This is a genomic window from Streptomyces sp. NK08204 (assembly GCF_020400585.1).
GTDB lineage: Bacteria > Actinomycetota > Actinomycetes > Streptomycetales > Streptomycetaceae > Streptomyces.
This window is the reverse complement of sequence record NZ_JAINVF010000025.1, coordinates 44,256-68,060: the sequence shown is the minus strand read 5'-3', so window position 1 is coordinate 68,060 and position 23,805 is coordinate 44,256. Positions and strand designations below refer to the sequence as shown.

Here is a 23,805-nt window from a genome sequence, read left to right as displayed (position 1 = left end):
GTCCGGTCAGCGGACCGGCGGGACCGAGACCGCCATCACCATCTCCATCGGTACGTCGCCGTGATTGCCGTAGGTGTGGGGGGTGTTGGCCTCGAAGGAGGCGCTCGCGCCGGCGGGGACGCGGTACTCCACGCCGTCGACGGTGAGGGTCAGCTCCCCGGCCGTGACGTGGACCAGCTCGACCGTGCCGGGCGGGTGCGGGTCGGAGGGGCTGTGCTCGCCCGGCATCAGGCGCCAGTCCCACATCTCCAGGGGGCCGGGGGCCTCCGCGCCCGCGAGGAGCCGGTTGTAGCTGCCGGCGTCCGTGTGCCAGAGCCGGACGGCCTGCTCGGCGGGGACGATCCGGACGCTCGGGCCCTGCTCGTAGTCGAGCAGGGTGGTGATGCTGATGCCGAGCGCGTCGCCGATCTTGACCACCGTGCCGATGCTGGGGTTGGTGCGGGCCTGCTCGATCTGGATGAGCATGCCGCGGCTGACTCCGGCGCGGGCTGCCAGCGCGTCCAGGGTGAAGCCGCGCTCGGTGCGCCAGCGTTTGACGTTGCGCGCCAGGGACTGGGTCAGCAGGTCGAGGTCCGACACAGGGAGTCCAATGGTCGAGTGCAATATTGTGGATGGCATAGTGCAATGAACTGAACTACGGTGTGGTGCACCTGATCGTTCACCGAACTGTACTGCGAGGCGGCCCGTGACAGCATTCTTCGCCCTGGCCACCAGTCTCCTGTGGGGCCTGGCCGATTTCGGCGGCGGGCTGCTGACCCGACGCATGCCCGCGCTCACGGTGGTGGTCGTGTCGCAGGCGATCGCGGCGGCCGTCCTGGGTGTGATCGTGATGGTCACCGGGGGCTGGAGCGAGGCCGGGCCGCGGCTCTGGTTCGCTTTCGCGGCGGGCCTGGTGGGGCCGGTCGCCCTGTTCTCCTTCTACAAGGCGCTCGCTCTCGGCCCGATGGGCGTGATCTCCCCGCTCGCCACCCTCAGCGTGGCCGTCCCGGTCGGCGTGGGTCTGTTCCTCGGCGAGCGTCCGGGGCTGCTGCAGTTCGCGGGCATCGCCGTCGCCGTCACCGGTGTCGTCCTCGCGGGCGGGCCGCAGCTCAGGGGCGCCCCGGTCCAGCGGCGGACGATCATGCTCACGCTGGTCGCGGCACTCGGTTTCGGCACGGTGTTCGCCCTGATCACGGAGGCCTCGACCACCGTCACCGGCCTGTTCCTGTCCCTGTTCGTACAGCGTGTGACCAGCATCGTCACCGGCGGCGCCGTGCTGTACGCCTCGGTCAGGCGGGGCACCGCCGCCCTCCCCGAGGGCGGCTTCCCGTGGGTGTCGCTGCCCGCGCTCGTCTTCGTGGGCCTCGCGGACGTCGTGGCCAACGGCACGTACGCCGTCGCCACCCAGCACGGCCCGGTCACCGTGGCGGCCGTCCTCGCCTCGCTCTACCCGGTGGTGACCGCGCTGGCCGCCCGCGGCTTCCTCAGCGAGCGGCTGCGCGCGATCCAGGCGGCGGGCGCGGGCCTTGCCGTGCTGGGGACGGTACTGCTGGCGACCGGCTGAGTCAGCTCTCGGCCTCCAGCCGGGCCGACGGTACGGCCTCTTTGCCGTCCAGGTCGGCCAGCGCCCGCAGCTGCTCCGGCGTGATCCCCTCCGGGACCGGCACCGGCGCGGGGCTGCGCAGCGGCGGCTGCCAGCCGTCGCCGGGCGTCCAGCGCCGTACGACCCGGGCCGGCGCCCCCGCCACCACGGCGTGGTCGGGGACCGTGCCCCGCACCACCGCACCGGCGGCCACGACCACGTTCCGGCCGATCCTCGCGCCCGGAAGGATCACCGCGCCGGTACCGATCCAGCAGCCGGGGCCGATCTCCACAGGCTCCATGCGCGGCCACTGCCTGCCGATGGGCTGGTGCGGATCGTCGTAGGAGTGGTTGGTGGAGGTGACGTACACGTACGGCCCGAAGTAGCAGTCCCTGCCGATCGTGACCGTGGTGTCCGCGATGACATGGCTGCCGCGGCCGAGGACGACCCCGTCGCCTATGCGCAGGATCGGGTCGGGGCCGAGATCCAGGTCCGGCATCAGACCGGCCGTGAGTGTGACCTGCTCGCCGATGATGCAGTGGGCGCCGAGGTGGATCCAGGGCTCGCCGAAGACCGTGCCGAGCGGGAAGGCCAGCCGGGTGGCTTCGCCGATCGAGCCGAAACGGAAGCGGCCGGGGTTCTCCGCCGTCACCGAACCCGTGCGTTGCACCCAGGACCAGCCCGTGTGCACGACGCGCTGCACGAGGCGGCGTCGCCAGGATGAGAACGTGTTCTTGCGCTTCGGCACGCGCTCACGTTACTCACCGGTCGCCTCCGGCGGACGGGCGGGCTGCTGTGATCTTCGCCCCAGTCCTGTCGTACCGTGCGTCGTACTACGGACATGACACGGACATGAGGTGACGGTGATGACGCACAAGGCGCTGATCGTGGGCATCGGCGGGAGGGAGCCGCAGGTCGACCCGGAGGCGTTCGTGGCGCCGACGGCCTCGGTCATCGGGGACGTCACGGTGCACGCGGGGGCGAGCGTCTGGTACGGCGCCGTGGTGCGGGGTGACGTCGAGCGGATCACCGTGGCCGCCGACGCGAACGTGCAGGACAACGTCACGCTCCACGCCGACCCCGGGTTTCCGGTGAGCGTCGGTGAGCGGGTGTCCATCGGGCACAACGCCGTGGTGCACGGGGCGACCGTGGAGGACGACTGCCTGATCGGGATGGGGGCCACCGTGCTGAACGGGGCGGTGATCGGTGCCGGGTCGCTCGTCGCCGCGCAGGCTCTGGTGCCGCAGGGGATGGTGGTGCCGCCGGGATCCCTTGTCGCGGGAGTGCCGGCGAAGGTCCGACGGGAGCTGTCGGAGGAGGAGCGGCAGGGGGTGACCCTCAACGGCACGCTCTATGCGGAGTTGGCCAAGACGCACCGCGGGGTGCACGAGTAGCGCACGAAGGGTTCAGTCGCCGGCGGTGACGGGCTCGGGTTCCTGCCGGGCCTGCTGGGCCTTCTTCGCCTTGCGCTTCACGATCAGCATGGACGCCAGGCCGATCGCGACCGCCGCCACCAGGCCCAGGTACGAGAACTTCTTCAGCCAGCCCTCGGCGACCACGCCCACGTAGTAGATGACGGCCGTGGTGCCGCCCGCCCAGCAGATGCCGCCGAGGACGTTGGCGGTCAGGAACTTCCAGTACGGCATCTGCAGGACGCCCGCCAGCGGGCCGGCGAAGATGCGGAGCAGGGCGACGAAGCGGCCGAAGAAGACGGCCCACATGCCCCACTTCTGGAAGGAGCGCTCGGCGGTGGCGACATGCCCCTCGCTGAAGTGTTTCGGGAACTTCTTGCCGAGCCAGGCCAGCATGGGGCGTCCGCCCTTGCGGCCTATCGCATAGCCGATGGAGTCGCCGACGACGGCACCGGCGGTCGCGCACAGGCCGAGGACGACCGGGTTGATCCCGGAGTGCTGTGAGGACATCAGGGCCGCCGAGACGAGGACGATCTCGCCCGGCAGCGGGATGCCCAGGCTCTCCAAGCCGATCACCAGGGCCACCAGGGCGTAGACGGCGGCCGGAGGCACCGTGTCGAGCCATTCCTGGACGTGCACCGCCGGGTTCCTCCCTGTCGCTGGCCCTGACTTCCGGGTGCGCCGCACGTAAAGGGCACCCCAAGGGAAGGCTACCTGGTCGGCACCGAACGGCGGCCTTCACGCACGCGTCACTGTCCCTGCCGGCCCGGCCCCGGCGAACTGCTCCACCCCGGCCCGCTCGGGGCTGCGCCGCGCCCTCGCTCCTTCCGCTCCTTCCGCCGGCGGAGACGGCGCGCCCGTCACTGCGCACCGCTCGCCGCACCCGTCACCCGCACCCTCGTGCGCAGCCGCAGGTCACCCGAGGACGCGCCCACCCACACCGTGCGGGGCCCGGTGCCGAGGGCCCAGCCGTGCCGGTGCGGGTCCCACGACGACAGGGAGCGCCGGGTCACCCGGACGGTCACCCGGCACCCCTCCCCCGCCGCCAGCGCGATGCGCCGGTAGCCGCCCAACACCCGTACGGCCTGGTCCAGTCGGAGGTCCGGGGAGGGGCCGAGGTACACCTGGGGCACGTCGATGCCGTCCCGCCGGCCGGTGTTGTGCACGGTGAAGGTCACGTCCAGCCCGTCGCCCGTCCACCGGGCCGCCACATCCGCATAGGCGAAGGAGGTGTACGACAGCCCGTGTCCGAAAGGGAACAGCGGGCGCACGCCGTTGGCGTCGTACCAGCGGTAGCCGAGGTGGATCCCCTCCGAGTAGTCCTCCTCGCCGTCGACGCCGGGGTAGCGGTGCGGGTCGCCCGCGACCGGGTGGTGGTCGTCGTCGGCCGGGAAGGACTGGGTGAGGCGTCCGCCGGGGTCGCAGTCCCCGAACAGGACGGCGGCGGTGGCGGCGGCTCCCTCCTGGCCCGGGTAGTACATCTGGAGCACCGCGCCGGTGCGCCGCAGCCAGGGCATCGAAGTGGCCGAGGAGGTGTTGAGGACGACGGTGGTGCGCCGGTTGGCCGCGATCACCGCGTCGATCAGGGCCTCCTGGTGTCCGGGCAGGGCGATGGTGCCGCGGTCCAGGCCCTCGGTGGCGTCCTCGTAGGCGAACAGGACGACGTGCCGGGCGGCCCGTGCCGCGGTGACGGCCTCGGCCACGTCCGCGGCCCGGGTGGCACCGGTGATCCGGCGCAGCCTGAACAGCTGGCCACGGTCGCCGCCCTGCGCGCTGATGTGCAGGGCGTGCGGGCCCTTGGTGAGGCGGAGGGTCCTTCGGCGCACGGCGAGTGCGTCGGGGGCGCGGGAGAGCAGACCGCCGAAGAGGATGTACTCGTCGTATCCGGGAGCGAGCGGGAACAGTTCCTGTCCGTCGAGGAGCACCTTCGGCCGCAGCGTGGGGGTGCCCGAGTAGTGGATGAGCAGGGTCCAGTCGTCGTCCTCGGGGGCGGTGAGCGTGCCCTCGTAGGTCCAGGTGTGCCCGGCGGCGACGTGCTGGGCCTCGGTGTCGAGGCGCGGGGCGAGGGCGTCGGGCGGGAACGCCTTGCCGTACAGGTCCTCTCCGAGGGCGTACACAACGGGGTCGGCGGCGCGGTCGCGGATCGCGTCGAGGGGGCTCGTCGCCGCGTCGGGGACGACATGGGCGCTGCCGGCGCCGCTGACGAACGGCAACGCCCCGGTGGGTCCGATCACCGCGATACGGCCGGCGTCGAGGGGCAGGGTGCGGTGTTCGTTGCGCAGCAGCGTCGCGCCCGCCTTGGCGACCTCCAGGGCGACCGCCGCCCCGGCCCCGGCATCGCGCTCGGGGCGGGCGGGCGGGGTGCCGTCGAGGAGCCCGAACCGGTCCATGACGGTGAGCACACGCCGCACGGCCCGGTCGACGTACCGCTCCGGCACACTGCCGTCGCGTACGGCTGTCTTCAGCGCCGTACCGAAGCAGGTGTCGTCGGGCATCTCCATGTCGAGCCCGGCGGTGAGCGCGGCGGCGGTGCTGTGCGCGGCGAACCAGTCGCTCATCACCCAGCCCGTGAAGCCCCACTGCTCGCGCAGGATGCCGGTGAGCAGCGTCCGGTTCTCGCAGGCGTAGGTGCCGTCGACCTTGTTGTAGGCGCCCATCACGGCGCCGGTGCCGGCCCGGACGGCGGCTTCGAAGCCGCGCAGTTCCAGCTCGTGCATGGTCCGTTCGCCGGCCCGGACGTCGAGGGAGGTGCGGTCCTTCTCCTGGTTGTTCAGCGCGAAGTGCTTGACGGTCGCGATGAGCCCCTGGCCCTGGATGCCCTCGATCTCGGCGGCGACCAGGTCGGCGGCGAGCAGCGGGTCCTCGCCGAAGGTCTCGAAGTTGCGGCCCGCGTACGGGGAGCGGATGAGGTTGACCATCGGGGACAGGAGCACGTCCTGGCCGAGAGCGCGTCCCTCGTGGCCGATGACCCGGCCGTAGCGGCGGGCCAGGTCCGGATCGAAGGCGGAGGCGAGCAGCACCGGAGCGGGCAGGGCGGTGGCGTGCCGGGTGACGCGGACCCCGGCGGGTCCGTCGGCGAGCCGCAGCGGCGGAATGCCGAGGCGGGGGACGCCGGGGACGTAGCCGGCCTGGCCGAGCGCATCCGGATCGTCGGCGCCGTGCAGGAGAGAGACCTTCTCATCGAGGGTCAGCTTCGCGATCAGGCCCTCGACGCGGCGACCGGCGCCTGGCCCGGGTCCGCCGGCCGCGAAGGCGTGCCGGACCGCAGGGACCGTGCCGACGGCGGTCGCGGCGGCCGCGATCGCGGCGGCCGTCAGGCGCAGGGTGGAACGACGGGAGACGGGGGCGGGCATGGGCCGTCACTCCTTCGGTGCGCGGGCACGCGGTTGTGCACCGCTGAGCGCCCACGCGCCTCCCGACCGGGATATGACGCCCCGTCGGACAACACGGGGGCGGACCGGAAACTAGGCCTCGCGATGACTCGTGTCAACGATGTCGAGGACGTCGACGGCGATCGACGGGGGCCGGTGGCAGCCGAAGGGGCCCGTCCTCCCGGCCGGGCCCCTCACCTACAGCGTGTCAGGCGTGTCAGTCCTTGTCGTTGGGCCGCAGTGTCCAGGTCACTTCCATCTCGCTGGTGACGGCCCCGTCCTCGCGCTGGATGACGACCGTCACCGGGAACTCGGGGCGCTTGCCCGCGTCGAGTTCGGCGACGATGTCGGCGATCGGACGGCCGAGGGTCGCGGTGGCCTTGACCGGGCCCAGGGCGATCTTCTTGAAGGCGATCTGCGCGGTGACCGGCAGCGGCACGGCGCGCGAGAGCTGGTCGCCGAAGGCCGCGAGGACGATCGCACCGCTCGCGGACTCGCCGAGCGTGAACATCGCGCCGGCGTGCGGCCCGCCGACGTGGTTGCGGTACTCGCTCTGGTCCGGCAGCGACAGGACAGCCCGCTCCGGAGTGGTCTCCAGGTACTCCAGGTTCAGGGTCCGCACCATCGGAACCGCGGCGGCGAGCAGCTCGCCGATCGACATCTGGTCTGTGCTCATGGCCGCGATGTTACTAGCGAGTAGGTCGGGCTGGCCAGAGTCCACGGCCCCCCGCCGTCCTCCTGGTACGCCCCTGACAAGATCCGGTGACCGAATCGTGTCCACGACACGACTAGGGTTACTCCCCATGTGGCCAGGAGATCAGCCGCCCGGGGGCGCGCAGAACCCGCAGAACAACCCGTACCAGCAGCCGGGTTACCAGCAGCCGAATCCGTACCAGCAGCCCGGCTACCAGCAGTATCCGCAGGCGAACCCGTACGGGCAGCAGCCGCAGTGGGGTCAGCAGCAGCCCCCTGCCGCGCCGCTGCCCACACCCCCGCAGGGCGGCGGCGGACGGACGAAGCTGATCGCGGTCATCGCGGCGGCGGCCGTCGTGGTCGCCGCGGGCGTGACCGGATATCTGGTCCTGAGCGGCTCGAAGGACGACGAGGCGAGCAACGGCAAGGGCAAGCCGGGCCAGTCCCCGACGGCGGCTCCGACGGCGACGCCGTCCACCACGGACAACCCGCGCGGCGGTGGGGCGGAGAAGCCGACGATTCCGGGCTGGAAGGTCGTGGTGAACCCCAAGTGGGGCATCGCCTTCGACGTGCCCGCCGAGTGGGAGGTCGAGTCCCCGGGCGCGGCCTACTCCTTCGACTTCCCCAAGGAGAAGGACAAGGGCATCACCATGTCGGGCCTCGCCGAGTACCAGTCCAAGTGGTGCACGTCCGACGACGACAAAGACGGCCGTACCGAGGACACTCCGCTGGCCGTCGTGGGGTCCAAGGGCGCGAGCGGTGCGAAGAACACCGACGAGATAGCGGTCAACACGCCGGCCTGGTGGGTCTTCGGCGGCTACACCATGCCCGACAAGAAGAGCATCACCTTCGACCAGAAGGGCACGCCGTTCACGACCGCCTCGGGGATCCAGGGCAGCTACGGCTGGGCGCACTCGACGGACACGCCCGCCAAGGGCAAGTGCGCGAGCGACGGCAAGGCGCTCACGTTCGGCTTCAAGAACTCCAATGACGACTACGTGTCGTTCAACTTCTTCGGTGCGAAGGGCGTGCACGGCGAGGTTGCCGACGCGACCGTCCTGAAGATCCTCCGCACCGTCCGGCTGCACGGAACCCCGACGAGCGACTGAGCCCCCAGACACACGCCGGCCCGCCCCGCCCCGGCGGGCCGGAAGGCCGACGAGGCCAGACACATGAGCGACAGCCGTGCTCACGTGCCCTGAGTGGTCTCTCTGTTGCGGAGCCCCTGTCAGGGGGCGGGAGTGCGGCTGCCGAAACAACGCAACGCGGCAGGGGGCCGGTACCGGGCAGGCGGTGTCAGCCGATGCCGAAAGCCCCGTCGGGGGGCTCGGGTGAGGGTACGGCGTCGGCGTCCTGCACGGGACGTGCCGTGCCGATGAAGTCCCTCAGCGCCGTGCCGTGTTCGACGCGGGCCGGGAAGGCGTCGGCCGCGGTGCGGCGGGCCAGGGCCGTCGTGTCGAGGGGCCGGTGGGCGGCGACGAGCACGCCGTTGCCGAACCTGCGCCCGCGCAGCACCCCCGGTTCGGCGATCAGTGCCAGCTCCTCGAACGCTGCGGCGAACGTGGCCAGTTGGGAACGCAGGAAGCCGAACGGCGCCCCGTCGGCGAGGTTCGCCAGATAGACCCCGCCGGGCCGCAGGACGCGCTCGGCCTCCCGCGCGTAGGCGAGGGAGGTGAGGTGCGCCGGGACGCGGGAGCCACCGAAGACGTCGGCGATCAGCACGTCCGCGGAGTCGTCCGCGGCAGCTTCCAGCCAGGCCCGGGCGTCGGCGTGGTGCAGCGTGACGCCCGAGCCCGCGGGCAGCGGCAGGTACTCGGCGACCAGTTCCAGCAGCCCACGGTCGGCCTCCACCACGTCCTGCCGGGAGCCGGGCCGGGTGGCGGCCACGTACCGCGGGAGCGTCAGCGCGCCTCCACCGAGATGCAGCACGTCCAGCGGCAGCCCGGGCTCGGCCACGGTGTCCAGCACGTACCCGAGCCGCCGCGCGTACTCGAACTCCAGATACGCGGGGTCGTCGAGGTCGACGTACGACTGCGGGGCGCCGTCGACCGTGAGCAGCCAGGCCCGCTCCCGGTCGACGTCCGGCATCAGCTTGGCGGTGCCGTGGTCGACGGCCCGGGTGACGGGTATGGCTTCGTTCACCTCTCCATTGTGCGGGGATCCGGCAGGCGCTTTAGCCCACGAAGACGACCGTGCCCGCGCCCACGGTCCTGCCGCCCTCACGGATGGCGAAGCCGAGACCCGGCTCCAGCGGAACGTCCCGCCCCAGCTCGACGGTCATCTCGACCGTGTCCCCGGGCCGGGCGGCCCCCGCCTCCCCCAGGTCGACGTTCCCCACCACATCCGCCGTACGGATGTAGAACTGCGGCCGGTACCCCGTGGCGAGGGGCGTCGTACGGCCACCCTCGCGGGCGGACAGCACGTACACCCGCGCCGTGAACCGGCGACTCGGCACCACACTCCCCGGTGCGGCCACCACGTGCCCCCGCCGCACCGCGTCCCGTGGCACCCCGCGCAGCAGCACGGCCACGTTGTCCCCGGCCTGTGCCTGCGCCATGGGCTTGCCGAAGGTCTCCAGGCCGGTGACGACGGTCTCGGCGCCGGCCCCGAGCACCTCGACCCGGTCACCCACCCGCAGGGTCCCGCGCTCGACGGCTCCCGTGACGACCGTGCCGCGGCCGGTGATGGTGAGCACGTTCTCCACGGGCAGCAGGAAGGGCGCGTCGAGGTAGCGCTCGGGCACGGGCACATAGGTGTCGACCGCGTCGAGCAGCGCCTCGATCGACGCCGTCCAGCGCGGGTCGCCCTCCAGGGCCCTCAGCCCGGAGACTCGTACGACGGGTACGGCGTCCCCCGGATACCCCTGGGCGGTGAGCAACTCGCGGATCTCCAGCTCGACCAGGTCGGCCAGCACAGCGTCCTCGCCGTCGTCGACGGCGTCGGCCTTGTTGAGGGCGACGACGATGTGGTCGACGCCCACCTGCCGGGCGAGCAGCACGTGCTCCGCGGTCTGCGGCATGATCCCGTCGAGTGCGGAGACGACGAGGATCGCCCCGTCGAGCTGCGCGGCGCCGGTGACCATGTTCTTGACGTAGTCGGCGTGGCCCGGCATGTCGACGTGGGCGTAGTGCCGGGTGTCGGTCTCGTACTCGACGTGCGCGATGTTGATGGTGATGCCGCGGGCCGCCTCCTCCGGGGCCCGGTCGATACGGTCGAACGAAACGTACCGGGTGGTGCTGTCGGTGCCGCGCTCGGCCAGGACCTTGGTGATGGCGGCGGTCAGGGTCGTCTTGCCGTGGTCGACGTGGCCCATGGTGCCGATGTTCAGGTGCGGCTTGGTGCGTACGTATGCCGTTTTGGACATGGCTGTACCTCGAAGTCTCTGGCGGTGCTACGGGAATGCGGGACCCCGGGGAACTGGCCGACCCTCCCCCTGCGGGGTCCGCCGGACGATCCGGAGAGGGTCAGCTTCGGGCGCCGTCGACAGCGGCCACGAGGATCAGGACGGCAGCCTTCGGGGCATCCGCGACGGCGGATGCTGCGAGGTGGAAGGCGTACCGGAACATACCGAGGATCATCGTCGACCGTCTGCCCGGCGTCGAATGGTTTTCCCTCGGGGGGAGTTCGGCGGACGGGCAGGGCCGTACGGCGATCACACGCGTTCGTCGGTTAATGTCACCGGATGCTCGATGCCAACCGCTCCGGCACCGCCCCGGCCTTGCGCAGGGCGCTCCTGTCGCCGTACGCGCGCCTGTCGCTGCTGGTGGCACTGCTCGCGGCAGCCGCGGTGTGCGTGCTGCTGTTCGAGCCACAGCGGCTGCTCACGCAGGGCTGGCCGCCGCGGCTCGGCGGTGCCGCGGCGGTGCTGGTGTTCGCGGTGGCGTACGGGCTGTGCGCGGTGGCGTTCGTGCCGCGCCCCCTGCTGAACCTGGCGGCGGGCGCACTGTTCGGTTCCCGGCTGGGGCTCACCAGCGCGCTGGCGGGCACGGTGCTCGGCGCCGGGGTGGCCTTCGGTCTGGGCCGGTTGCTCGGGCAGGACGCGTTGCGCCCCTTGCTGCGCGGACGCTGGCTGAAGGCGGTCGACAGCCAGCTCAGCCGGCACGGCTTCCGGTCGATGCTGGCGGCCCGCCTCTTCCCGGGTGTGCCCTTCTGCGTGGCGAACTACTGCGCGGCCGTCTCCCGTATGGGCTGGCTGCCGTTCCTGCTGGCGACCGGCCTGGGTTCGATCCCGAACACCGCCGCCTACGCGGTCGCCGGCGCCCGCGCCTCGGCGCCGACGTCCCCCGCCTTCATGGCGGCGCTGGCCGCCGTCGCCGTGCCGGCGCTCGCGGGTGGCGTGGTGGCCTGGCGCAAGCGCCATCAGCTGCGCGGTCGGTGATGGGTCAGGCCGCTCCTCATACCCCTTCCAGGATCATCGCGTTGGCGAGTCCGCCCGCCTCGCACATGGTCTGGAGGGCGTAGCGGGCGCCGCGCTCGCGCATGGCGTGGACGAGGGTGGTGGTCAGGCGGGTGCCGCTGGCGCCGAGCGGGTGGCCGAGAGCGATGGCGCCGCCGTGCACGTTGACCTTGGCGAGGTCCGCGCCGGTCTCCTGCTGCCAGGCCAGGACCACGCTGGAGAAGGCCTCGTTGACCTCGAACAGGTCGATGTCGTCGAGGTTCAGGCCGGCCCGGCGCAGCACCTTCTCGGTGGCCGGTACGACGCCGGTGAGCATCAGCAGCGGGTCGGAGCCGGTGACGGCGAAGCTGTGCAGACGGGCGAGCGGGCGCAGGCCGAGGCGGGCGGCGGTGTCGCTGGAAGTGATCAGGACGGCACTGGCGCCGTCGTTGACGGGGCTCGCGTTGCCGGCGGTGACGTTCCACTCGATCTGCGGGAAGCGCTCGGCGAAGCCGGGGTCGAAGTAGGCGGGCTTGAGGCCGGCGAGGATCTGCGGGGTGCTGTCCGGCCGTACGCACTCGTCGCGGGCGACGCCGTCCAGCGGCGCGACCTCGGCGTCGAAGAGGCCGTCCGTCCACGCCCGGGCCGCCTTGTGGTGCGAGAAGACGGCGAACTCGTCCATCCGGGCGCGGGTGAGGGACCACTTGGCGGCGATCAGCTCGGCGCTGATGCCCTGCGGTACCAGGCCCTCCGGGTAGCGCTCGGCGACGCCCGGTCCGAACGGGTCCTTGCCCGCGGGCACGTTGGACCACATCGGCACCCGGCTCATCGACTCCACCCCGCACGCGACGACGAGGTCGTACGCGCCCGAGATGACGCCCTGTGCGGCGAAGTGCACGGCCTGCTGGGAGGAGCCGCACTGGCGGTCCACCGTGGTCGCCGGGACCCAGTCCGGGAAGCCCGCCGCGAGGACGGCGTACCGGGTGGTGTTCATGGCCTGCTCGCCGACCTGGTCGACGGTCCCGCCGATGACGTCGTCGATCAGCGCCGGGTCGACGCCGGAGCGCTCCACCAGGGTGCGCAGGGTGTGGGCGAGGAGCTGTACGGGGTGCACGTGCGCGAGGGAACCGTTCGGCTTGCCCTTGCCGATGGGGGTGCGTACGGCTTCGACGATGACTGCGTCTCGCATGGTGCGGGCCTCCCGCGACGGCCGCGACGGACAGCCGCGGCGACCATTAGTAAGTAGGAAATTCAAACTCACCCTAGCCTAGTGCGTTGGAAAATCAAACTCCCCCCTGCCCCTCCACTACACTTCGGTGCATGGCCGCCACGAAAGACCCGCGCCCCTGCTCCATCGCCGACGCCCTCGCGCTGGTCGGCGAGAAGTACTCCCTGCTGGTCCTGCGGGAGGTCTGCCTGGGCAACGGCCGCTTCGACCAGCTCGTGCGCAACACCGGCGCACCGCGCGACATCCTGGCCGCCCGGCTGCGCCGGCTCGTGGACGCCGGGATCCTCACCAAGCGCGCCTACAGCGAGCGCCCGCAGCGCTTCGAGTACCGGGCCACGCAGGCGGGACTCGAACTGGAGCCGGTCCTGATGACCCTGAAGGAGTGGGGCGACCGGCATCTCCGCAAGGGAGCCGACCTGCCCATGGTCGTCAAGCACGTCTGCGGCAACGAGCTGATCCCCGTCGTCACCTGCCGGGCCTGCGGCGGCGAGGTACGCCACAGGGACCTGACGGCCCACCCGCAGGCCCCCGGCTGGACGGTCGCCGGGCCCGGGGCGGCGTAGGAGGGGGAGACGCCCACTGCCGCCGGTACACGTGGAGCCCCGGCCGCACCTCCCGAACCGGCTTTGCCCGAGGGGGTCCGGCGCACACCAAGCGCAGTGAGCGCTCCCCCCTGCGCACCGTATGCGGAGGCGCCCGGACCGGTCAGCCCCCTTGCGGCGCCGCCCCCACCGCCATCGTTTCGGACATCTTCCGGACCCCGCGCATCCGCGTCCGACCTGCCCGACAGGCCGGTACGACCGGCCACTTCACCCCCGCGCAACACATCGTTCCGCGCCACCGATGACCAAAGCCCTTACGGTCTGTGTAGCCACGCGGTAGCGCAGGGTCAGTGCCTACCCCTAGGCTTGTCCCCATGTCCCCCGATTCCATGCCCCTTGGCTCCGCACGGTCTGCCGCCGAGGTGAACGAGCACATCCGGGCGCTGTGGCTGCGTTCGGGCGGCATCCTGTCGACTCAGGAGCGCGCGGAGTACGAGCTGTTGGTCGTCGAGTGGGCCGAGGCGATCCGCGGGGCGGTCATCGAGGCCGCCTGACCCGGGGGCGTTGACGCTAGGCCCGCAGAGGGGCGAGCAGTTCCTCGGCCACCGGGTACGGCCGCTCCCGCGGCAGCAGTGCCGTCGCCTTCTGTGACTCACCGGCCCGTACCAGCGCGTGGATCTCCGTCGCGAGCGGTGTCACGTCCTCGATGCCGGTGATCCACTCGTCGGCGTACCGGGCCGCCGCCTCGCCCGCGAGCCCCAGCTGCAACGACCGGTACGGCAGCGGGTTGTGGCGCAGATCCCGCTCGGGGTCCCATTGGACGCGGGCCGGGGACCGCCGCAACTGCTGTTTCCAGGCGTCCTGGTTCGCGTGCAGACCGGGCGCGTAGTGCGACAGGCATGCGTGGCGCAGGGCCCATTCGAAGCCCTCGCGGCTGATCTCGACGGCGAGGACGGTCTCCTGTCCCTCCTTGGTGCCCCAGCCGCAGCGGTACATCATCCACAGGAAGGACGGTTTGATCCAGGTCATCCGGTCCCGCTTCCAGGCGGACGGGAACCGTCCGGTGCGGGCCGCCGGAACGCCGATCTCCGGCCGGTAGGCCTGGTAGACGGTGACCGTGGACTCCGTGTGACGGGCCCGGATTCGAAATCTCGGCTCTTCTTCGACTGACTGTTCGTTCACAGGCACAGCGTCGCGGACCTGCGCTGCCCCGGACCACCGAATATCGCCGCACCCCTCTTGGCTCCACGCTCCCCGTGCCCAACACTGTGCCGATGACGCAGCGCGCGGAGCTAGCGACCGTAATGGACCGGCTGGCCGTCGACGACCTGATCACCGAGTACGCGATGGCGGTGGACGACGGGGACTGGGCGGCGTACCGAGGGCTTTTCACGGCGGACGGACGGGCCGACTACCGGTCCGCCGGCGGAATCGAGGGAGGTGCGGGCGACGTCGCCGGATGGCTCGCCGGAAGTCTGGAGCTGTTCTCGATGCGGCAGCATCTGATCGTCAACCGCCGGGTGGACTTCGGCATCCTGGACCACGACACCGGGGACACCGCCCGGGTGCGGGCCGACTATCTGAACCCCCTGCGGTGCGCGGGCGACGGTGACGGCACGGCTTCGGACCTGGTGTGCGGCGGCCGGTACGACTTCGCGCTGCTGCGCACACCGGAGGGCTGGCGGCTTCGCCAGGTGGTGGTGCACGAGAAGTGGCGCCGTCTCCCCGAGCCCGATCCGGCGTCCGTACCGGACTGATCCGCTCGACCGGTCCCGTCACCCGAGCCCGGCCCGGGACGTCACTCCGGCCGGCCACCCGGGCCGAAGCGCGCGCCGCCCGACGGAGCCGGCGCACGCGCAGGCACCCCGACCGGAGCCAGGGCGGATCGGCGGGCCGGAGCCAGTGCGGTCGGCGGGCCCGCAGCCCGGCCGGTCAGCCGGACCGCCGAACCGGGAAGGCCAGTTGGGCCGGTGCCCCGGTCGAGACGTGCCGGTGTCCCGGCCGGTGGGCCGAAGGCCCCCTGTCGGAGATCGCTTCGGGCGCGCACACTGGAGCCAACGGCTGGTAGGGAGGCTCCGTATGACGACGTTCGACCACTGGCTGACCTCCCCGTGGCGACGCTCATCGGCCGCCGCCCTCGCGGGCGCCCTGCCGGTCCTCGCCTTCCCGGCGCCGTCGCTGTGGTGGTTCGCGTACGTCGCCCTGGTCCCCTGGATCCTGCTGGCCCGCTCGGCGCCGACGCCCCGGCGTGCCGCGTACGACGGCTGGTGCGGCGGCTTCGGGTTCATGGTGGCGGTGCATCACTGGCTGCTGCCGAACCTGCATGTGTTCATCTTCCTGATAGCCGCGCTGCTCGGCGCGCTCTGGGCGCCCTGGGGCCTGCTGGTCCGCAGGTTCCTCGGCGGTCATCCCTCTCCGGGGCGGAGCGCGGCCGCGCTGCTCGTGCTGCCCTCGGCCTGGCTGACGGTGGAGCTCGTCCGCTCCTGGCAGGGGCTCGGCGGCCCCTGGGGCATGCTCGGCGCCAGCCAGTGGCAGGTGGGGCCGGCGCTGCGGCTCGCCTCGGTGGGCGGGGTGTGGCTGCTCAGCTTCCTGCTGGTCGCGGTCAACGTGGCGGCGGCGGTGCTGGTCGCCGTGCGCGAGTCCCGGGTGCCGGCGCTGGCAACGCTGGTCGCCACGGCCGCCGCAGCCTCCGCCGCCTGGGTCTGGGCGCCGCGCCCGCACGTGGACGGGCAGGTGCGGATCGCAGTGGTGCAGCCGGGCGTGACGGACGGCCCCGACCGGCGTTTCGACCGCGAGGAGCAGCTCACCCGGCAGCTGGCCGGGCAGCGCGTCGACCTGGTCGTCTGGGGCGAGAGCAGCATCGGTTTCGACCTGGCCGACCGTCCCGACCTGGCCCGGCGGATCGCCGCGCTGTCCCGCGCGACCGGCGCGGACGTGCTGGTCAATGTCGACGCCCACCGCTCCGACCGGCCCGGCATCTACAAGAGCGCGGTGCTGGTGGGACCGGACGGACCGACCGGTGAGCGCTACGACAAGATGCGGCTGGTCCCGTTCGGTGAGTACGTCCCGGCGCGCTCCGTGCTGGGCTGGGCGACGTCCGTCGGGAAGGCGGCCGGCGAGGACCGCAGGCGCGGGTCGGGGCAGGTCGTGATGAACGTCGGGCACGGGCTGCGGATCGGCCCGCTGATCTGCTTCGAGACCGCGTTCCCCGACATGAGCCGGCACCTCGCCGAGGACGGCGCCGATGTCCTGCTCGGCCAGTCCGCCACCTCGACCTTCCAGCAGAGCTGGGCCCCCGCGCAGCACGCCTCGCTGGGCGCGCTGCGCGCCGCCGAGACCGGCCGCCCGATGGTGCACGCCACCCTGACCGGGGTGTCGGCCGTGTACGGCCCGGCGGGGCAACGGCTCGGCCCGTGGCTCGGCACCGACGCGAGCGCCGCCCGTGTCTACGACGTCCCGCTCGCGCACGGCCTCACCCCGTACGTCCGCTACGGCGACTGGCCGGTGCACGGCGCGCTGCTGGTGCTGGCCGCGCTCGGCGTCACGGAGGGGGCACGGGCGCTCAGGCTGCGCCGGACCGGTCAAGCACCGCTCGTACCACCCGCTCGCACAGCTCATGAGTCGCCAGTGCGTCACGGGCGCTGAGCACCTTGCCCGCGCGTACGGCGTCGAGGAACGCGAGGACGGCCTGCTCGATGCCGCGCTGCCGGGCCACCGGCACCCAGTCGCCGCGGCGGCGCACGGTCGGCTGTCCCTTGTGGTCGATCACCTCGGCGAGGTTGAGCACCTGACGCTTGGTGTCCTGCCCGGACACCTCCAGGATCTCCTCGGCGGAGCCGCTGAGCCGGTTCATCACGCCGAGCGCCGTGAAGCCGTCCCCGGCGAGCTGGAGCACGACGTGGTGCAGCAGTCCGCCCTCGGTGCGGGCGCGCACGGTCACGTCGTCGACCGGGCCGGGCACCAGGAAACGCAGGGTGTCCACGACGTGGATGAAGTCGTCCAGGACCATCGAGCGCGGTTCCTCGGGCAGGCCGATCCGGTTCTTCTGCATGAGGATCAGCTCGCGCGGGTGGTCCAGGCACTGCAGGTAACCGGGGGCGTACCGGCGGTTGAAGCCGACGGACAGCGAGACGCCGCTGCGGTCGGCCAACTCCACCAGCCGCTCGGAGTCGGCGAGTTCGTAGGCGAGCGGCTTGTCGACGTACACCGGTATGCCCGCCTCCAGCAGCCGTCCGACGATCTCGGGGTGGGCGACGGTGGGCGCGTGCACGAAGGCCGCGTCGAGGCCGGCGGCGAGCAGGGAGTCCAGGGTCGAATGGCGTCGGCCGGCGGGCAGGTGCAGGGAGTCGGCGACGCGGTCGAGCGTGGCGGGCGTCCGGGTCTGCAGGTGGAGCTCGACACCCGGCTGCGTGCTCAGCACCGGCAGATACGCCTTCTGCGCGATGTCCCCGAGTCCGATGCAGCCGACCTTCACGTGCTCTCCCCTACCGCGTGCCTGCGTGTCTCCTCCCGGCAGCATACGGCGGTCGCCAGTCCGCGATCCCGTCGTATCCCCGCAGGAACAACGCCGGCCCGGCCTTGGAGAGCGCGCTGACCGCGGTGTCGCGTACGGCGACGGCGGCGCGACTGCCGCACATGTTGAGCCGGGCCACCCTGACGGCCCGGCGGGCGATGGCGCTCGTGCGCGGCAGCCGGGCCCGCGTGTAGGCGGCCAGGTCGTCGCGGTGGTGCGCGAGGACGACGGCATCTTCGATGGCCTGGTTGCCGCCCTGTCCGAGGGTCGGCGGCATGGCGTGCGCAGCGTCGCCGAGGAGGGCGACCCGGCCTGCGTGGTAGGCCGGCAGGGGCTCGGCGATGTGGTGCACGTCGTGGCGCAGGACGTCCTCGGGGCGGGCGGCGGCGATGACGGCGGGGATCGGGTCGTGCCAGTCGCCGAAGCGGCGCAGGAGTTCCGCCTTCTCGTCGTCGGCCGCCCGGCCGCCCGCCGGGACCGTGGCGGCGGCGTAGGCGTAGACCCGGCCGTCCTTCATCGGGTGCGTGCCCCAGATACGGCCCCGTCCCCAGGTCTCGTGCGAGGCGAACTCGACGCCGGGCAGCGGGACCACCACCCGCCAGGTGGTGAACCCCGCGTACACCGGCCCCGGGTGGGCGGGGAACAGCGCTCCGCGGACCCGGGAGCGGATGCCGTCGGCGCCGACCACCAGGTCGGCCTCCAGCTCCGTGTCACCGACGGTCACGCGGGCGGGCCGCTCGCGGTCGCCGCGGTCGGCGAGGGTTGCGGCGGTGGCCGTGCGGACGGCCTCCGGGGGGAGCAGCGCGGCGAGGCGCTCGACCAGAGTGGCCCGGGGCAGCAGGACCAGGGGGCCGCCGAAGCGGGCGGCGGCGGCCTCGGCGCTGGAGCGGGACAGCCACCGGCCGCTCGGTGTGCGCAGCCCTCCGTCGCCCTGCCAGGCGGCCAGGTCGCGGATCTCCTCCCCGATGCCGAGCAGGTCCAGGGCGCGCAGGGCGTTCGGGGCGAGCGAGATGGCCGCACCGGCGGGCTCCAGGGAGCGGGCCCGCTCCACCACGGTGACGTGCAGGCCGCGCTGGTGCAGGGCCGCCGCCGCGGCCAGACCTCCGATGCCGCCGCCGATGACGATCGCACGCTCGGACTGCGCCATGACTCCTCCTGAAGTTGAGACTACACCTGTAGTGCCAGACAGACTGTACTACATTCGTAGTGAGCCAGATAGGGTCGGCCCATGTCCGTACGCACCCCGAGCGCCTCCCGCGCCGATCTCGTGGCCGACACCGCCCTCGCCCTGCTGGCCGAGCGGGGAATGCGCGGGCTGACGCACCGTGCGGTGGACGAGGCGGCCGGACTGCCACAGGGCTCGACCTCGAACGTGGCGCGCACCCGGCAGGCGCTGCTGGAACTCGCGGTGCGCCGGCACGCCGAGCGGGAGGCGCGGATGCTCGCCCTGGAGGAGATGCCGGATCCCCCCATCGGACCCGACGCACTGGCCGACGCACTGGCCCTCGCGGTCCACCGCTCCCTGACCGGCAACCGCGACCTCTTGATCGCCCGCTACGAACTGGCCCTGGAGGCCACCCGCCGCCCCGAGCTGCGTGCCTTCTACGACGCGACCGGCGCGGTGTTCAAGAAGCAGATCACCGCGCTGCTGACCGCCGTCGGCTCGCCCGACCCGGCCCGGCACACGCTGTCGCTGGTCGCGTGGGCGGACGGGCTGATGTTCTCCTGCGCGGCCGGTTCCTTCAGCGCCGAGACACCAGGCCTGGAGGAGCTGCGCAGGGGGCTGCGGGAGCTGCTGGGCGGGCTGCTGGGCACCTGAAAAAGCCCTGGTGAGAACCCGCACGGTGTTGCGAGGATGCGGGCATGACGACTGAACGCCATGAGCCCGCCCAGACCGCCGGTGAACGCGCCATGCTGGAGGGCTGGCTGGACTACCACCGGCAGACCCTCGCCTGGAAGTGCGAGGGGCTCAGCGACGAAGAGCTGCGGACCGCGTCCGTACCGCCCTCGGAGCTGTCCCTCATGGGGCTGGTGCGCCACATGGCGGAAGTCGAGCGGGGCTGGTTCCGCGAGGTGCTGGTCGGTGACGACGCCGGGCCGATCTACTGCACCGAGGAGGACCGCGACGGCGAGTTCCACCTCACCGAGGCCGACACCTGGCAGGAGGCGTACGCCACCTGGCAGCGGGAGATCGAGACCGCCCGGCACAACGCGGCCCGCCTCGGCCTCGACGATCTGTCCGAGGGACGGAGCAGGCGCACCGATGAGCCCTTCAGCCTGCGATGGATCTACACCCACATGATCGAGGAGTACGCCCGGCACAACGGCCACGCCGACCTGGTCCGGGAGCGGATCGACGGCGCGACCGGCGACTGAACGTCACCCTCGGCGGCGGGAAGCACTCCGTACGGGGCACGAGATCACCCGTACGGTGCACCAACCTCCGGTCGGCGGTGCGGGGCCGGGCGCCGAACCAGCAGAGTAGCGCGGGTGCATCGAACGACGACCACCGCAGCGCTCCTGGTCACCGTGGCCGTCTCGGCCCTCTCCGGTTGTGTGACGGTTCCGAGCCCGGCGACACCCGGCGGTCCCCCGCCGGGGACCGCGCCCACCCAGCCGACGGCGCCGCGGCCGGACGGCAGCGCGGCGCCGCGGGTGGTGCAGGCACCGGCCCGCGAGGCCCTGGAGATGGTCGGCCCGTCCCGGCACCCGGAACACCGCGAGCCGGTCGCCCCGCACCCGCCCGGGGTCGCACCGCCGGTCACGCGTCGGCCGCCCGCCCCACCGCGCCCCCGGCCGCACCCGGACCGGCCCCGGCGGACGCCCGTCGACACCTTCGACCTGTCGCAGCCGGCGCCCGGGACCCCGGACGTGTGCGCTCTCGGCAGGCAGTACGGCGGCTGGCACAGGGACAGCCCCGAGGCGGCCATCTGCGAGCAGGCGTACGGGCCTTGAGGCGGGCCGGGGAACCGATCGGCCTAGCTGGGCCGCTGCCTCGGTGGCCCCCAGCCGTCGCCGCCCCGGGAGCCGTCCTCGTCGAGCCGCAGCTCCAGGCGGTCCATCGCGGCCCGGACCCCGTTGCCGTAGCCGTCGTCGGGCAGGGCGTTCGAGGCGCGGCGGGCCCGGTGCAGGTGGCTGCGGGCGGCATCGGTGCGGCCGAGTTTCGCGTAGTCGGCGGCGAGGTTGAGATGCAGGGAGGGGAAGAAGCCCCGGACGCTCAGCGGGTCACCGCCCCGGCCGTCCGCGAGTTCCTGCGCCGCCGACAACGCCCGCAGGTCCCAGGCCAGTTCGTCCCCCGGTTCGTCCTGGGTGTCGGCGAGATAGTGGGCCAGCGTGCAGCGGTGCAGCGGGTCGCCGTCCTCGCCGATCTCCGCCCACAACTCCAGGAAGCGGCGCCGGGCCTCCTCGCGGTCACCGCCGTGGTGCAGCATGACGACCTGCCCGATCCGCGTCAGCACGTCGTCCAGTGCCGACTGCTCCTGTCGCTCCGCCACCGCGTCCTCCGGGCCGTCGTCAGCCGTCTCGCCGGCTGTGTCACCCGACGCTAACCGGCGGCACCGGCAATCCCCGGAAGGCGGCCCCGTACGACACGGGGCCGCCCCGGTCAGGTCAGCCCAGGTTCGGGATGCGCCAGTCGACGGGCTCGTGGCCCTGCCGGGCGATCGCCTCGTTGATCTGGGTGAACGGGCGGGAGCCGAAGAACTTCTTCGCGGACAGCGGCGAAGGATGCGCCCCCATGACCACGGCGTGACGGCTCTGGTCGATCAGCGGGAGCTTCTTCTGCGCGTAGTTCCCCCACAGCACGAAGACCGCCGGGTCCGGCCGGGAGTCCACCGCGCGGATGACGGCGTCGGTGAACTTCTCCCAGCCCTTGCCCTTGTGCGAGTTGGCCTCGCCGGCCCGCACGGTGAGCACCGCGTTGAGCAGCAGCACGCCCTGCCGGGCCCACGGCATCAGGTAGCCGTTGTCCGGCACGGGCAGGCCCAGCTCCTCCTGCATCTCCTTGTAGATGTTGCGCAGGGACGGCGGGGTCTTCACACCGGGGCGGACCGAGAAGCACAGGCCGTGGCCCTGGCCCTCGCCGTGGTACGGATCCTGGCCGAGTACGAGGACCTTGACCTTGTCGTACGGCGTCGCCTCCAGCGCGGCGAAGACCTCCTCGCGCGGCGGGTAGACGGGGCCCTTCGCCCGCTCCTCCTCGACGAACTCGGTCAGCTCCTTGAAGTAGGGCTGCTGCAGTTCGTCACCCAGAACCCCGCGCCAGGACTCGGGCAGCATGGCGGTGTCGGTCACGTCAACGTCCTCACGATGTGCGGTCACTTCCAGGTCCTTGAACCTACAGGCGACCACTGACAACCGGTGCGGCGCGGTCGGTCACCAACTCGTCTTGCGGTGCAGCGTCCACATCATCATGATCGTCGACGGGTCCAGGGCCTGCTCACCGCCGGAGATGTCGTCGCTGGCCGCGATGTACTGCCGGCCCTGCCACAGCGGGATCAGCCGGGCGTCGTTCACGATGATCTGCTGGGCCGCCTCCAGGTCGTCGACGACCTTGGCGCGGTCGCTCTCGCTGCGGGAGTGGGGCAGCAGCTGGTCGGTGATCTCCTTGGCCGGGTAGGGCGTGCCGAGCGCGTTGTCCTGGCCGACGAACGGGGCGATGAAGTTGTCCGCGTCGGGGTAGTCCGGGAACCAGCCGCGGCCGAAGACCGGGTACTCGCCCTTCTGGTAGCCGACCACGTAGGTCTTCCAGGGGCGGCTCTTGAGGGTGACGGTGAACAGGCCCGAGCCGTCCAGCTCCTGCTTCAGCTCCTTGAACATCTCGGCCGTCTCGGAGCCGTAGCGGTCGGTGGTGTACCAGAAGGTGAGCGGGACGCGCTGGGTGATGCCCGCGTCGGAGAGGATCTTGCGGGCCTTGGGGACGCTCGGGTCGCCGTAGTCGTCGAAGAAGCCGGTGGTGTGCCCGGTGAGCCCCTTGGGGACCATCGAGTACAGGGGGTCCACTGTGTCCTTGTAGACCTTGTGGGCGATCGCCCCCCGGTCCACCAGCTGGGCGACCGCCCGGCGCACGGCGAGCCGCCCGGCCCACGGGTCCTTGGGGTTGAAGACCAGGTAGCTGATGTCGGTGCCCACGCCGTCGACCAGCTGCAGGTCGGTGGTGCCGTGCCGCTGCAGGGCGATGATGTCGTCGGCGCCCAGACCGCGGTAGGTGACGTCGATCTCCTTGGCGCGCAGCGCCTTGACCATGCTGGCCGAGTCCTGGAAGTAGCGGATGACCACGCCGTTGTTCTTCCGGTCGGCGAAGCCCCGGTAGTTGTCGTTGCGGGCCAGGACGGCCTGCTTGCCTTCCGTGTAGGACTTCAGCGTGTACGGCCCGGAGCCGAACACCTTGCCGTCCTTGCGCAGGGAGGTGGCGGAGTATTCGTTCGGGTCGACGATCGACATGGCCGGAGTGGCCAGGACGAACGGGAAGGTGGCGTCCGCCTTGTTGAGGTGGAAGACGATCTCACGGTCCCCGATCGTCTGCACGTCCTCGAGGCTGCCGAGCAGGCCGGCGGGGCCGCCGGGGACGTTGATGGTGCGGATGCGGTCGATGGAGTACTTGACGGCCTTGGCGTTCAGCGGGTCGCCGTCGGCGAACTTCATCCCGGGATGCAGCTTGCAGCGGTAGGTGCGGCTGCCGGAGTCGGTGAAGGAACAGCTCTCGGCGGCGTCGGGCTGCGGGCTGGTGGCGCCGTTGGGGTAGGCGAGGAGCGTCTGGTAGATGTTCCGGAAAAGCTCCCAGGAGCCGTCCCAGGCGGCGGCCGGATCGAGCGTACTGGGGGCGCTGGTGGTCCCCACGACGATCGTTTTCTCGTCGCCGGTGTCGCCGCCGGACAGCAGACCGCATCCGGTCAGCAGGGATATGGACGCGATCGCCGCGACTCTCCGCAGGAATCGGTTCCGGTTGAACACGCGCACGCTCCTCGATCTGCCATACCAAGGTCGGCAGACCTTACCGCAGCGTCGGGTCACCTGAACCTCCCCCGGGGCAGGGCTTCTTGATCGATTTCACCATGACGACGTTGTCATCCGGCAGTGTTTGATCTTGTACGGCTTTCCGGGCGCCGTCC

At 72.0% G+C, this 23,805-nt stretch carries 25 protein-coding genes; 11 read left to right on the top strand and 14 right to left on the bottom strand.

Features of this window, described 5'->3' with window-relative positions:
• Positions 1–6: 6 nt before the first annotated feature.
• Positions 7–579, bottom strand: a complete 573-nt coding sequence (locus tag K7G59_RS28360) for a helix-turn-helix domain-containing protein (RefSeq protein WP_225839108.1) — start codon at positions 577–579, stop codon at positions 7–9.
• 106 nt (positions 580–685) lie between these two features.
• Between K7G59_RS28360 and K7G59_RS28355 the strand changes: the two genes are divergently transcribed.
• The gene (locus K7G59_RS28355; protein ID WP_225839106.1) at positions 686–1,543 is read left to right on the top strand and encodes a DMT family transporter; all 858 of its coding nucleotides are present in this window, start codon (positions 686–688) and stop codon (positions 1,541–1,543) included.
• Between the two features lies 1 nt (position 1,544).
• Here K7G59_RS28355 and K7G59_RS28350 read toward each other — a convergent pair whose 3' ends face one another.
• Positions 1,545–2,309, bottom strand: coding sequence for an acyltransferase (locus tag K7G59_RS28350; protein ID WP_225839104.1), 765 nt, complete (start codon positions 2,307–2,309; stop codon positions 1,545–1,547).
• A gap of 118 nt (positions 2,310–2,427) precedes the next feature.
• Between K7G59_RS28350 and K7G59_RS28345 the strand changes: the two genes are divergently transcribed.
• Entirely contained in the window at positions 2,428–2,955 is a 528-nt protein-coding gene (locus K7G59_RS28345; protein WP_225839102.1) for a gamma carbonic anhydrase family protein, read from the top strand.
• Positions 2,956–2,967: 12 nt separating this feature from the next.
• On the opposite strand, the gene K7G59_RS28340 is transcribed toward K7G59_RS28345, so the two are convergent.
• From K7G59_RS28340 to K7G59_RS28330, 3 genes are all read right to left on the bottom strand, one after another.
• A complete protein-coding gene (locus K7G59_RS28340) occupies positions 2,968–3,612 on the bottom strand; it encodes a DedA family protein (RefSeq protein ID WP_225839101.1) in 645 nt (214 codons plus the stop codon).
• 221 nt (positions 3,613–3,833) lie between these two features.
• The gene (locus tag K7G59_RS28335; protein ID WP_225839100.1) at positions 3,834–6,326 is read right to left on the bottom strand and encodes a beta-glucosidase; all 2,493 of its coding nucleotides are present in this window, start codon (positions 6,324–6,326) and stop codon (positions 3,834–3,836) included.
• 235 nt (positions 6,327–6,561) lie between these two features.
• Entirely contained in the window at positions 6,562–7,005 is a 444-nt protein-coding gene (locus K7G59_RS28330; RefSeq protein WP_225839213.1) for a DUF4442 domain-containing protein, read from the bottom strand.
• Between the two features lie 142 nt (positions 7,006–7,147).
• Between K7G59_RS28330 and K7G59_RS28325 the strand changes: the two genes are divergently transcribed.
• The gene (locus tag K7G59_RS28325) at positions 7,148–8,146 is read left to right on the top strand and encodes a hypothetical protein (RefSeq protein ID WP_225839099.1); all 999 of its coding nucleotides are present in this window, start codon (positions 7,148–7,150) and stop codon (positions 8,144–8,146) included.
• Between the two features lie 187 nt (positions 8,147–8,333).
• Here the strand turns inward: K7G59_RS28325 and K7G59_RS28320 are convergent, their stop codons facing one another.
• Positions 8,334–9,179, bottom strand: coding sequence for a spermidine synthase (locus K7G59_RS28320; RefSeq protein WP_225839098.1), 846 nt, complete (start codon positions 9,177–9,179; stop codon positions 8,334–8,336).
• Between the two features lie 31 nt (positions 9,180–9,210).
• Positions 9,211–10,401: an elongation factor Tu gene (gene tuf, locus K7G59_RS28315; protein WP_225839097.1), complete on the bottom strand. Its 1,191-nt coding sequence runs from the start codon at positions 10,399–10,401 to the stop codon at positions 9,211–9,213.
• Positions 10,402–10,719: 318 nt separating this feature from the next.
• Here tuf and K7G59_RS28310 point away from each other — a divergent pair, with 318 nt between their 5' ends.
• On the top strand, positions 10,720–11,415 hold the full coding sequence (locus K7G59_RS28310) for a TVP38/TMEM64 family protein (RefSeq protein ID WP_225839095.1): 696 nt from the start codon (positions 10,720–10,722) through the stop codon (positions 11,413–11,415).
• Positions 11,416–11,431: 16 nt separating this feature from the next.
• On the opposite strand, the gene K7G59_RS28305 is transcribed toward K7G59_RS28310, so the two are convergent.
• Positions 11,432–12,601 carry a thiolase family protein gene (locus tag K7G59_RS28305; RefSeq protein ID WP_225839093.1) on the bottom strand — a complete coding sequence of 390 codons (1,170 nt, stop codon included), beginning with the start codon at positions 12,599–12,601 and terminating at the stop codon, positions 11,432–11,434.
• Positions 12,602–12,732: 131 nt separating this feature from the next.
• On the opposite strand from K7G59_RS28305, the gene K7G59_RS28300 reads away from it, so the two are divergent.
• Together K7G59_RS28300 and K7G59_RS28295 are read left to right on the top strand one after the other, a co-directional pair.
• On the top strand, positions 12,733–13,203 hold the full coding sequence (locus K7G59_RS28300; RefSeq protein WP_225839091.1) for a helix-turn-helix domain-containing protein: 471 nt from the start codon (positions 12,733–12,735) through the stop codon (positions 13,201–13,203).
• A 353-nt stretch (positions 13,204–13,556) separates the two neighbouring features.
• Entirely contained in the window at positions 13,557–13,736 is a 180-nt protein-coding gene (locus K7G59_RS28295) for a hypothetical protein (protein WP_225839090.1), read from the top strand.
• A gap of 16 nt (positions 13,737–13,752) precedes the next feature.
• On the opposite strand, the gene K7G59_RS28290 is transcribed toward K7G59_RS28295, so the two are convergent.
• On the bottom strand, positions 13,753–14,364 hold the full coding sequence (locus K7G59_RS28290) for a DUF4291 domain-containing protein (RefSeq protein ID WP_225839088.1): 612 nt from the start codon (positions 14,362–14,364) through the stop codon (positions 13,753–13,755).
• A gap of 92 nt (positions 14,365–14,456) precedes the next feature.
• Here K7G59_RS28290 and K7G59_RS28285 point away from each other — a divergent pair, with 92 nt between their 5' ends.
• Together K7G59_RS28285 and lnt are read left to right on the top strand one after the other, a co-directional pair.
• Positions 14,457–14,939, top strand: coding sequence for a nuclear transport factor 2 family protein (locus tag K7G59_RS28285; protein WP_225839086.1), 483 nt, complete (start codon positions 14,457–14,459; stop codon positions 14,937–14,939).
• 322 nt (positions 14,940–15,261) lie between these two features.
• A complete protein-coding gene (lnt, locus tag K7G59_RS28280) occupies positions 15,262–16,827 on the top strand; it encodes an apolipoprotein N-acyltransferase (RefSeq protein WP_225839084.1) in 1,566 nt (521 codons plus the stop codon).
• On the opposite strand, the gene K7G59_RS28275 is transcribed toward lnt, so the two are convergent.
• Together K7G59_RS28275 and K7G59_RS28270 are read right to left on the bottom strand one after the other, a co-directional pair.
• The gene (locus tag K7G59_RS28275) at positions 16,745–17,656 is read right to left on the bottom strand and encodes a Gfo/Idh/MocA family protein (RefSeq protein WP_225839082.1); all 912 of its coding nucleotides are present in this window, start codon (positions 17,654–17,656) and stop codon (positions 16,745–16,747) included. The genes lnt and K7G59_RS28275 overlap by 83 nt on opposite strands.
• A gap of 10 nt (positions 17,657–17,666) precedes the next feature.
• Complete coding sequence (locus K7G59_RS28270; RefSeq protein WP_225839080.1) at positions 17,667–18,842, bottom strand: FAD-dependent monooxygenase; 1,176 nt, start codon at positions 18,840–18,842, stop codon at positions 17,667–17,669.
• 81 nt (positions 18,843–18,923) lie between these two features.
• Between K7G59_RS28270 and K7G59_RS28265 the strand changes: the two genes are divergently transcribed.
• The 3 genes from K7G59_RS28265 to K7G59_RS28255 all read left to right on the top strand — a co-directional run bounded on the left by K7G59_RS28265 (position 18,924) and on the right by K7G59_RS28255 (position 20,650).
• Positions 18,924–19,514, top strand: a complete 591-nt coding sequence (locus K7G59_RS28265) for a TetR/AcrR family transcriptional regulator (RefSeq protein ID WP_225839079.1) — start codon at positions 18,924–18,926, stop codon at positions 19,512–19,514.
• Between the two features lie 44 nt (positions 19,515–19,558).
• Entirely contained in the window at positions 19,559–20,071 is a 513-nt protein-coding gene (locus tag K7G59_RS28260) for a DinB family protein (protein ID WP_225839078.1), read from the top strand.
• A gap of 114 nt (positions 20,072–20,185) precedes the next feature.
• Positions 20,186–20,650 carry a hypothetical protein gene (locus tag K7G59_RS28255; protein ID WP_225839077.1) on the top strand — a complete coding sequence of 155 codons (465 nt, stop codon included), beginning with the start codon at positions 20,186–20,188 and terminating at the stop codon, positions 20,648–20,650.
• 23 nt (positions 20,651–20,673) lie between these two features.
• On the opposite strand, the gene K7G59_RS28250 is transcribed toward K7G59_RS28255, so the two are convergent.
• The 3 genes from K7G59_RS28250 to K7G59_RS28240 all read right to left on the bottom strand — a co-directional run bounded on the left by K7G59_RS28250 (position 20,674) and on the right by K7G59_RS28240 (position 23,647).
• Positions 20,674–21,189, bottom strand: coding sequence for a hypothetical protein (locus K7G59_RS28250; protein WP_225839076.1), 516 nt, complete (start codon positions 21,187–21,189; stop codon positions 20,674–20,676).
• Positions 21,190–21,304: 115 nt separating this feature from the next.
• Entirely contained in the window at positions 21,305–21,988 is a 684-nt protein-coding gene (gene ung, locus K7G59_RS28245; protein ID WP_225839075.1) for a uracil-DNA glycosylase, read from the bottom strand.
• A gap of 81 nt (positions 21,989–22,069) precedes the next feature.
• Positions 22,070–23,647 carry an ABC transporter substrate-binding protein gene (locus K7G59_RS28240; protein WP_225839074.1) on the bottom strand — a complete coding sequence of 526 codons (1,578 nt, stop codon included), beginning with the start codon at positions 23,645–23,647 and terminating at the stop codon, positions 22,070–22,072.
• Between the last annotated feature and the right edge of the window lie 158 nt (positions 23,648–23,805).

Excerpts from the sequence above, each read along its gene's own strand:
- K7G59_RS28330 (WP_225839213.1), bottom strand. The coding sequence starts at position 7,005 with ATGTCGATCGGCGAGCTGCTCGCCGCCGCGGTTCCGATGGTGCGGACC.
- K7G59_RS28260 (WP_225839078.1), top strand. The coding sequence starts at position 19,559 with ATGACGACTGAACGCCATGAGCCCGCCCAGACCGCCGGTGAACGCGCC.
- K7G59_RS28285 (WP_225839086.1), top strand. The coding sequence starts at position 14,457 with ATGACGCAGCGCGCGGAGCTAGCGACCGTAATGGACCGGCTGGCCGTC.
- K7G59_RS28265 (WP_225839079.1), top strand. The coding sequence starts at position 18,924 with ATGTCCGTACGCACCCCGAGCGCCTCCCGCGCCGATCTCGTGGCCGAC.
- tuf (WP_225839097.1), bottom strand. The coding sequence starts at position 10,401 with ATGTCCAAAACGGCATACGTACGCACCAAGCCGCACCTGAACATCGGC.
- K7G59_RS28305 (WP_225839093.1), bottom strand. The coding sequence starts at position 12,601 with ATGCGAGACGCAGTCATCGTCGAAGCCGTACGCACCCCCATCGGCAAG.
- K7G59_RS28300 (WP_225839091.1), top strand. The coding sequence starts at position 12,733 with ATGGCCGCCACGAAAGACCCGCGCCCCTGCTCCATCGCCGACGCCCTC.
- K7G59_RS28345 (WP_225839102.1), top strand. The coding sequence starts at position 2,428 with ATGACGCACAAGGCGCTGATCGTGGGCATCGGCGGGAGGGAGCCGCAG.
- K7G59_RS28325 (WP_225839099.1), top strand. The coding sequence starts at position 7,148 with ATGTGGCCAGGAGATCAGCCGCCCGGGGGCGCGCAGAACCCGCAGAAC.
- K7G59_RS28335 (WP_225839100.1), bottom strand. The coding sequence starts at position 6,326 with ATGCCCGCCCCCGTCTCCCGTCGTTCCACCCTGCGCCTGACGGCCGCC.
- K7G59_RS28310 (WP_225839095.1), top strand. The coding sequence starts at position 10,720 with ATGCTCGATGCCAACCGCTCCGGCACCGCCCCGGCCTTGCGCAGGGCG.
- lnt (WP_225839084.1), top strand. The coding sequence starts at position 15,262 with ATGACGACGTTCGACCACTGGCTGACCTCCCCGTGGCGACGCTCATCG.
- K7G59_RS28295 (WP_225839090.1), top strand. The coding sequence starts at position 13,557 with ATGTCCCCCGATTCCATGCCCCTTGGCTCCGCACGGTCTGCCGCCGAG.
- K7G59_RS28270 (WP_225839080.1), bottom strand. The coding sequence starts at position 18,842 with ATGGCGCAGTCCGAGCGTGCGATCGTCATCGGCGGCGGCATCGGAGGT.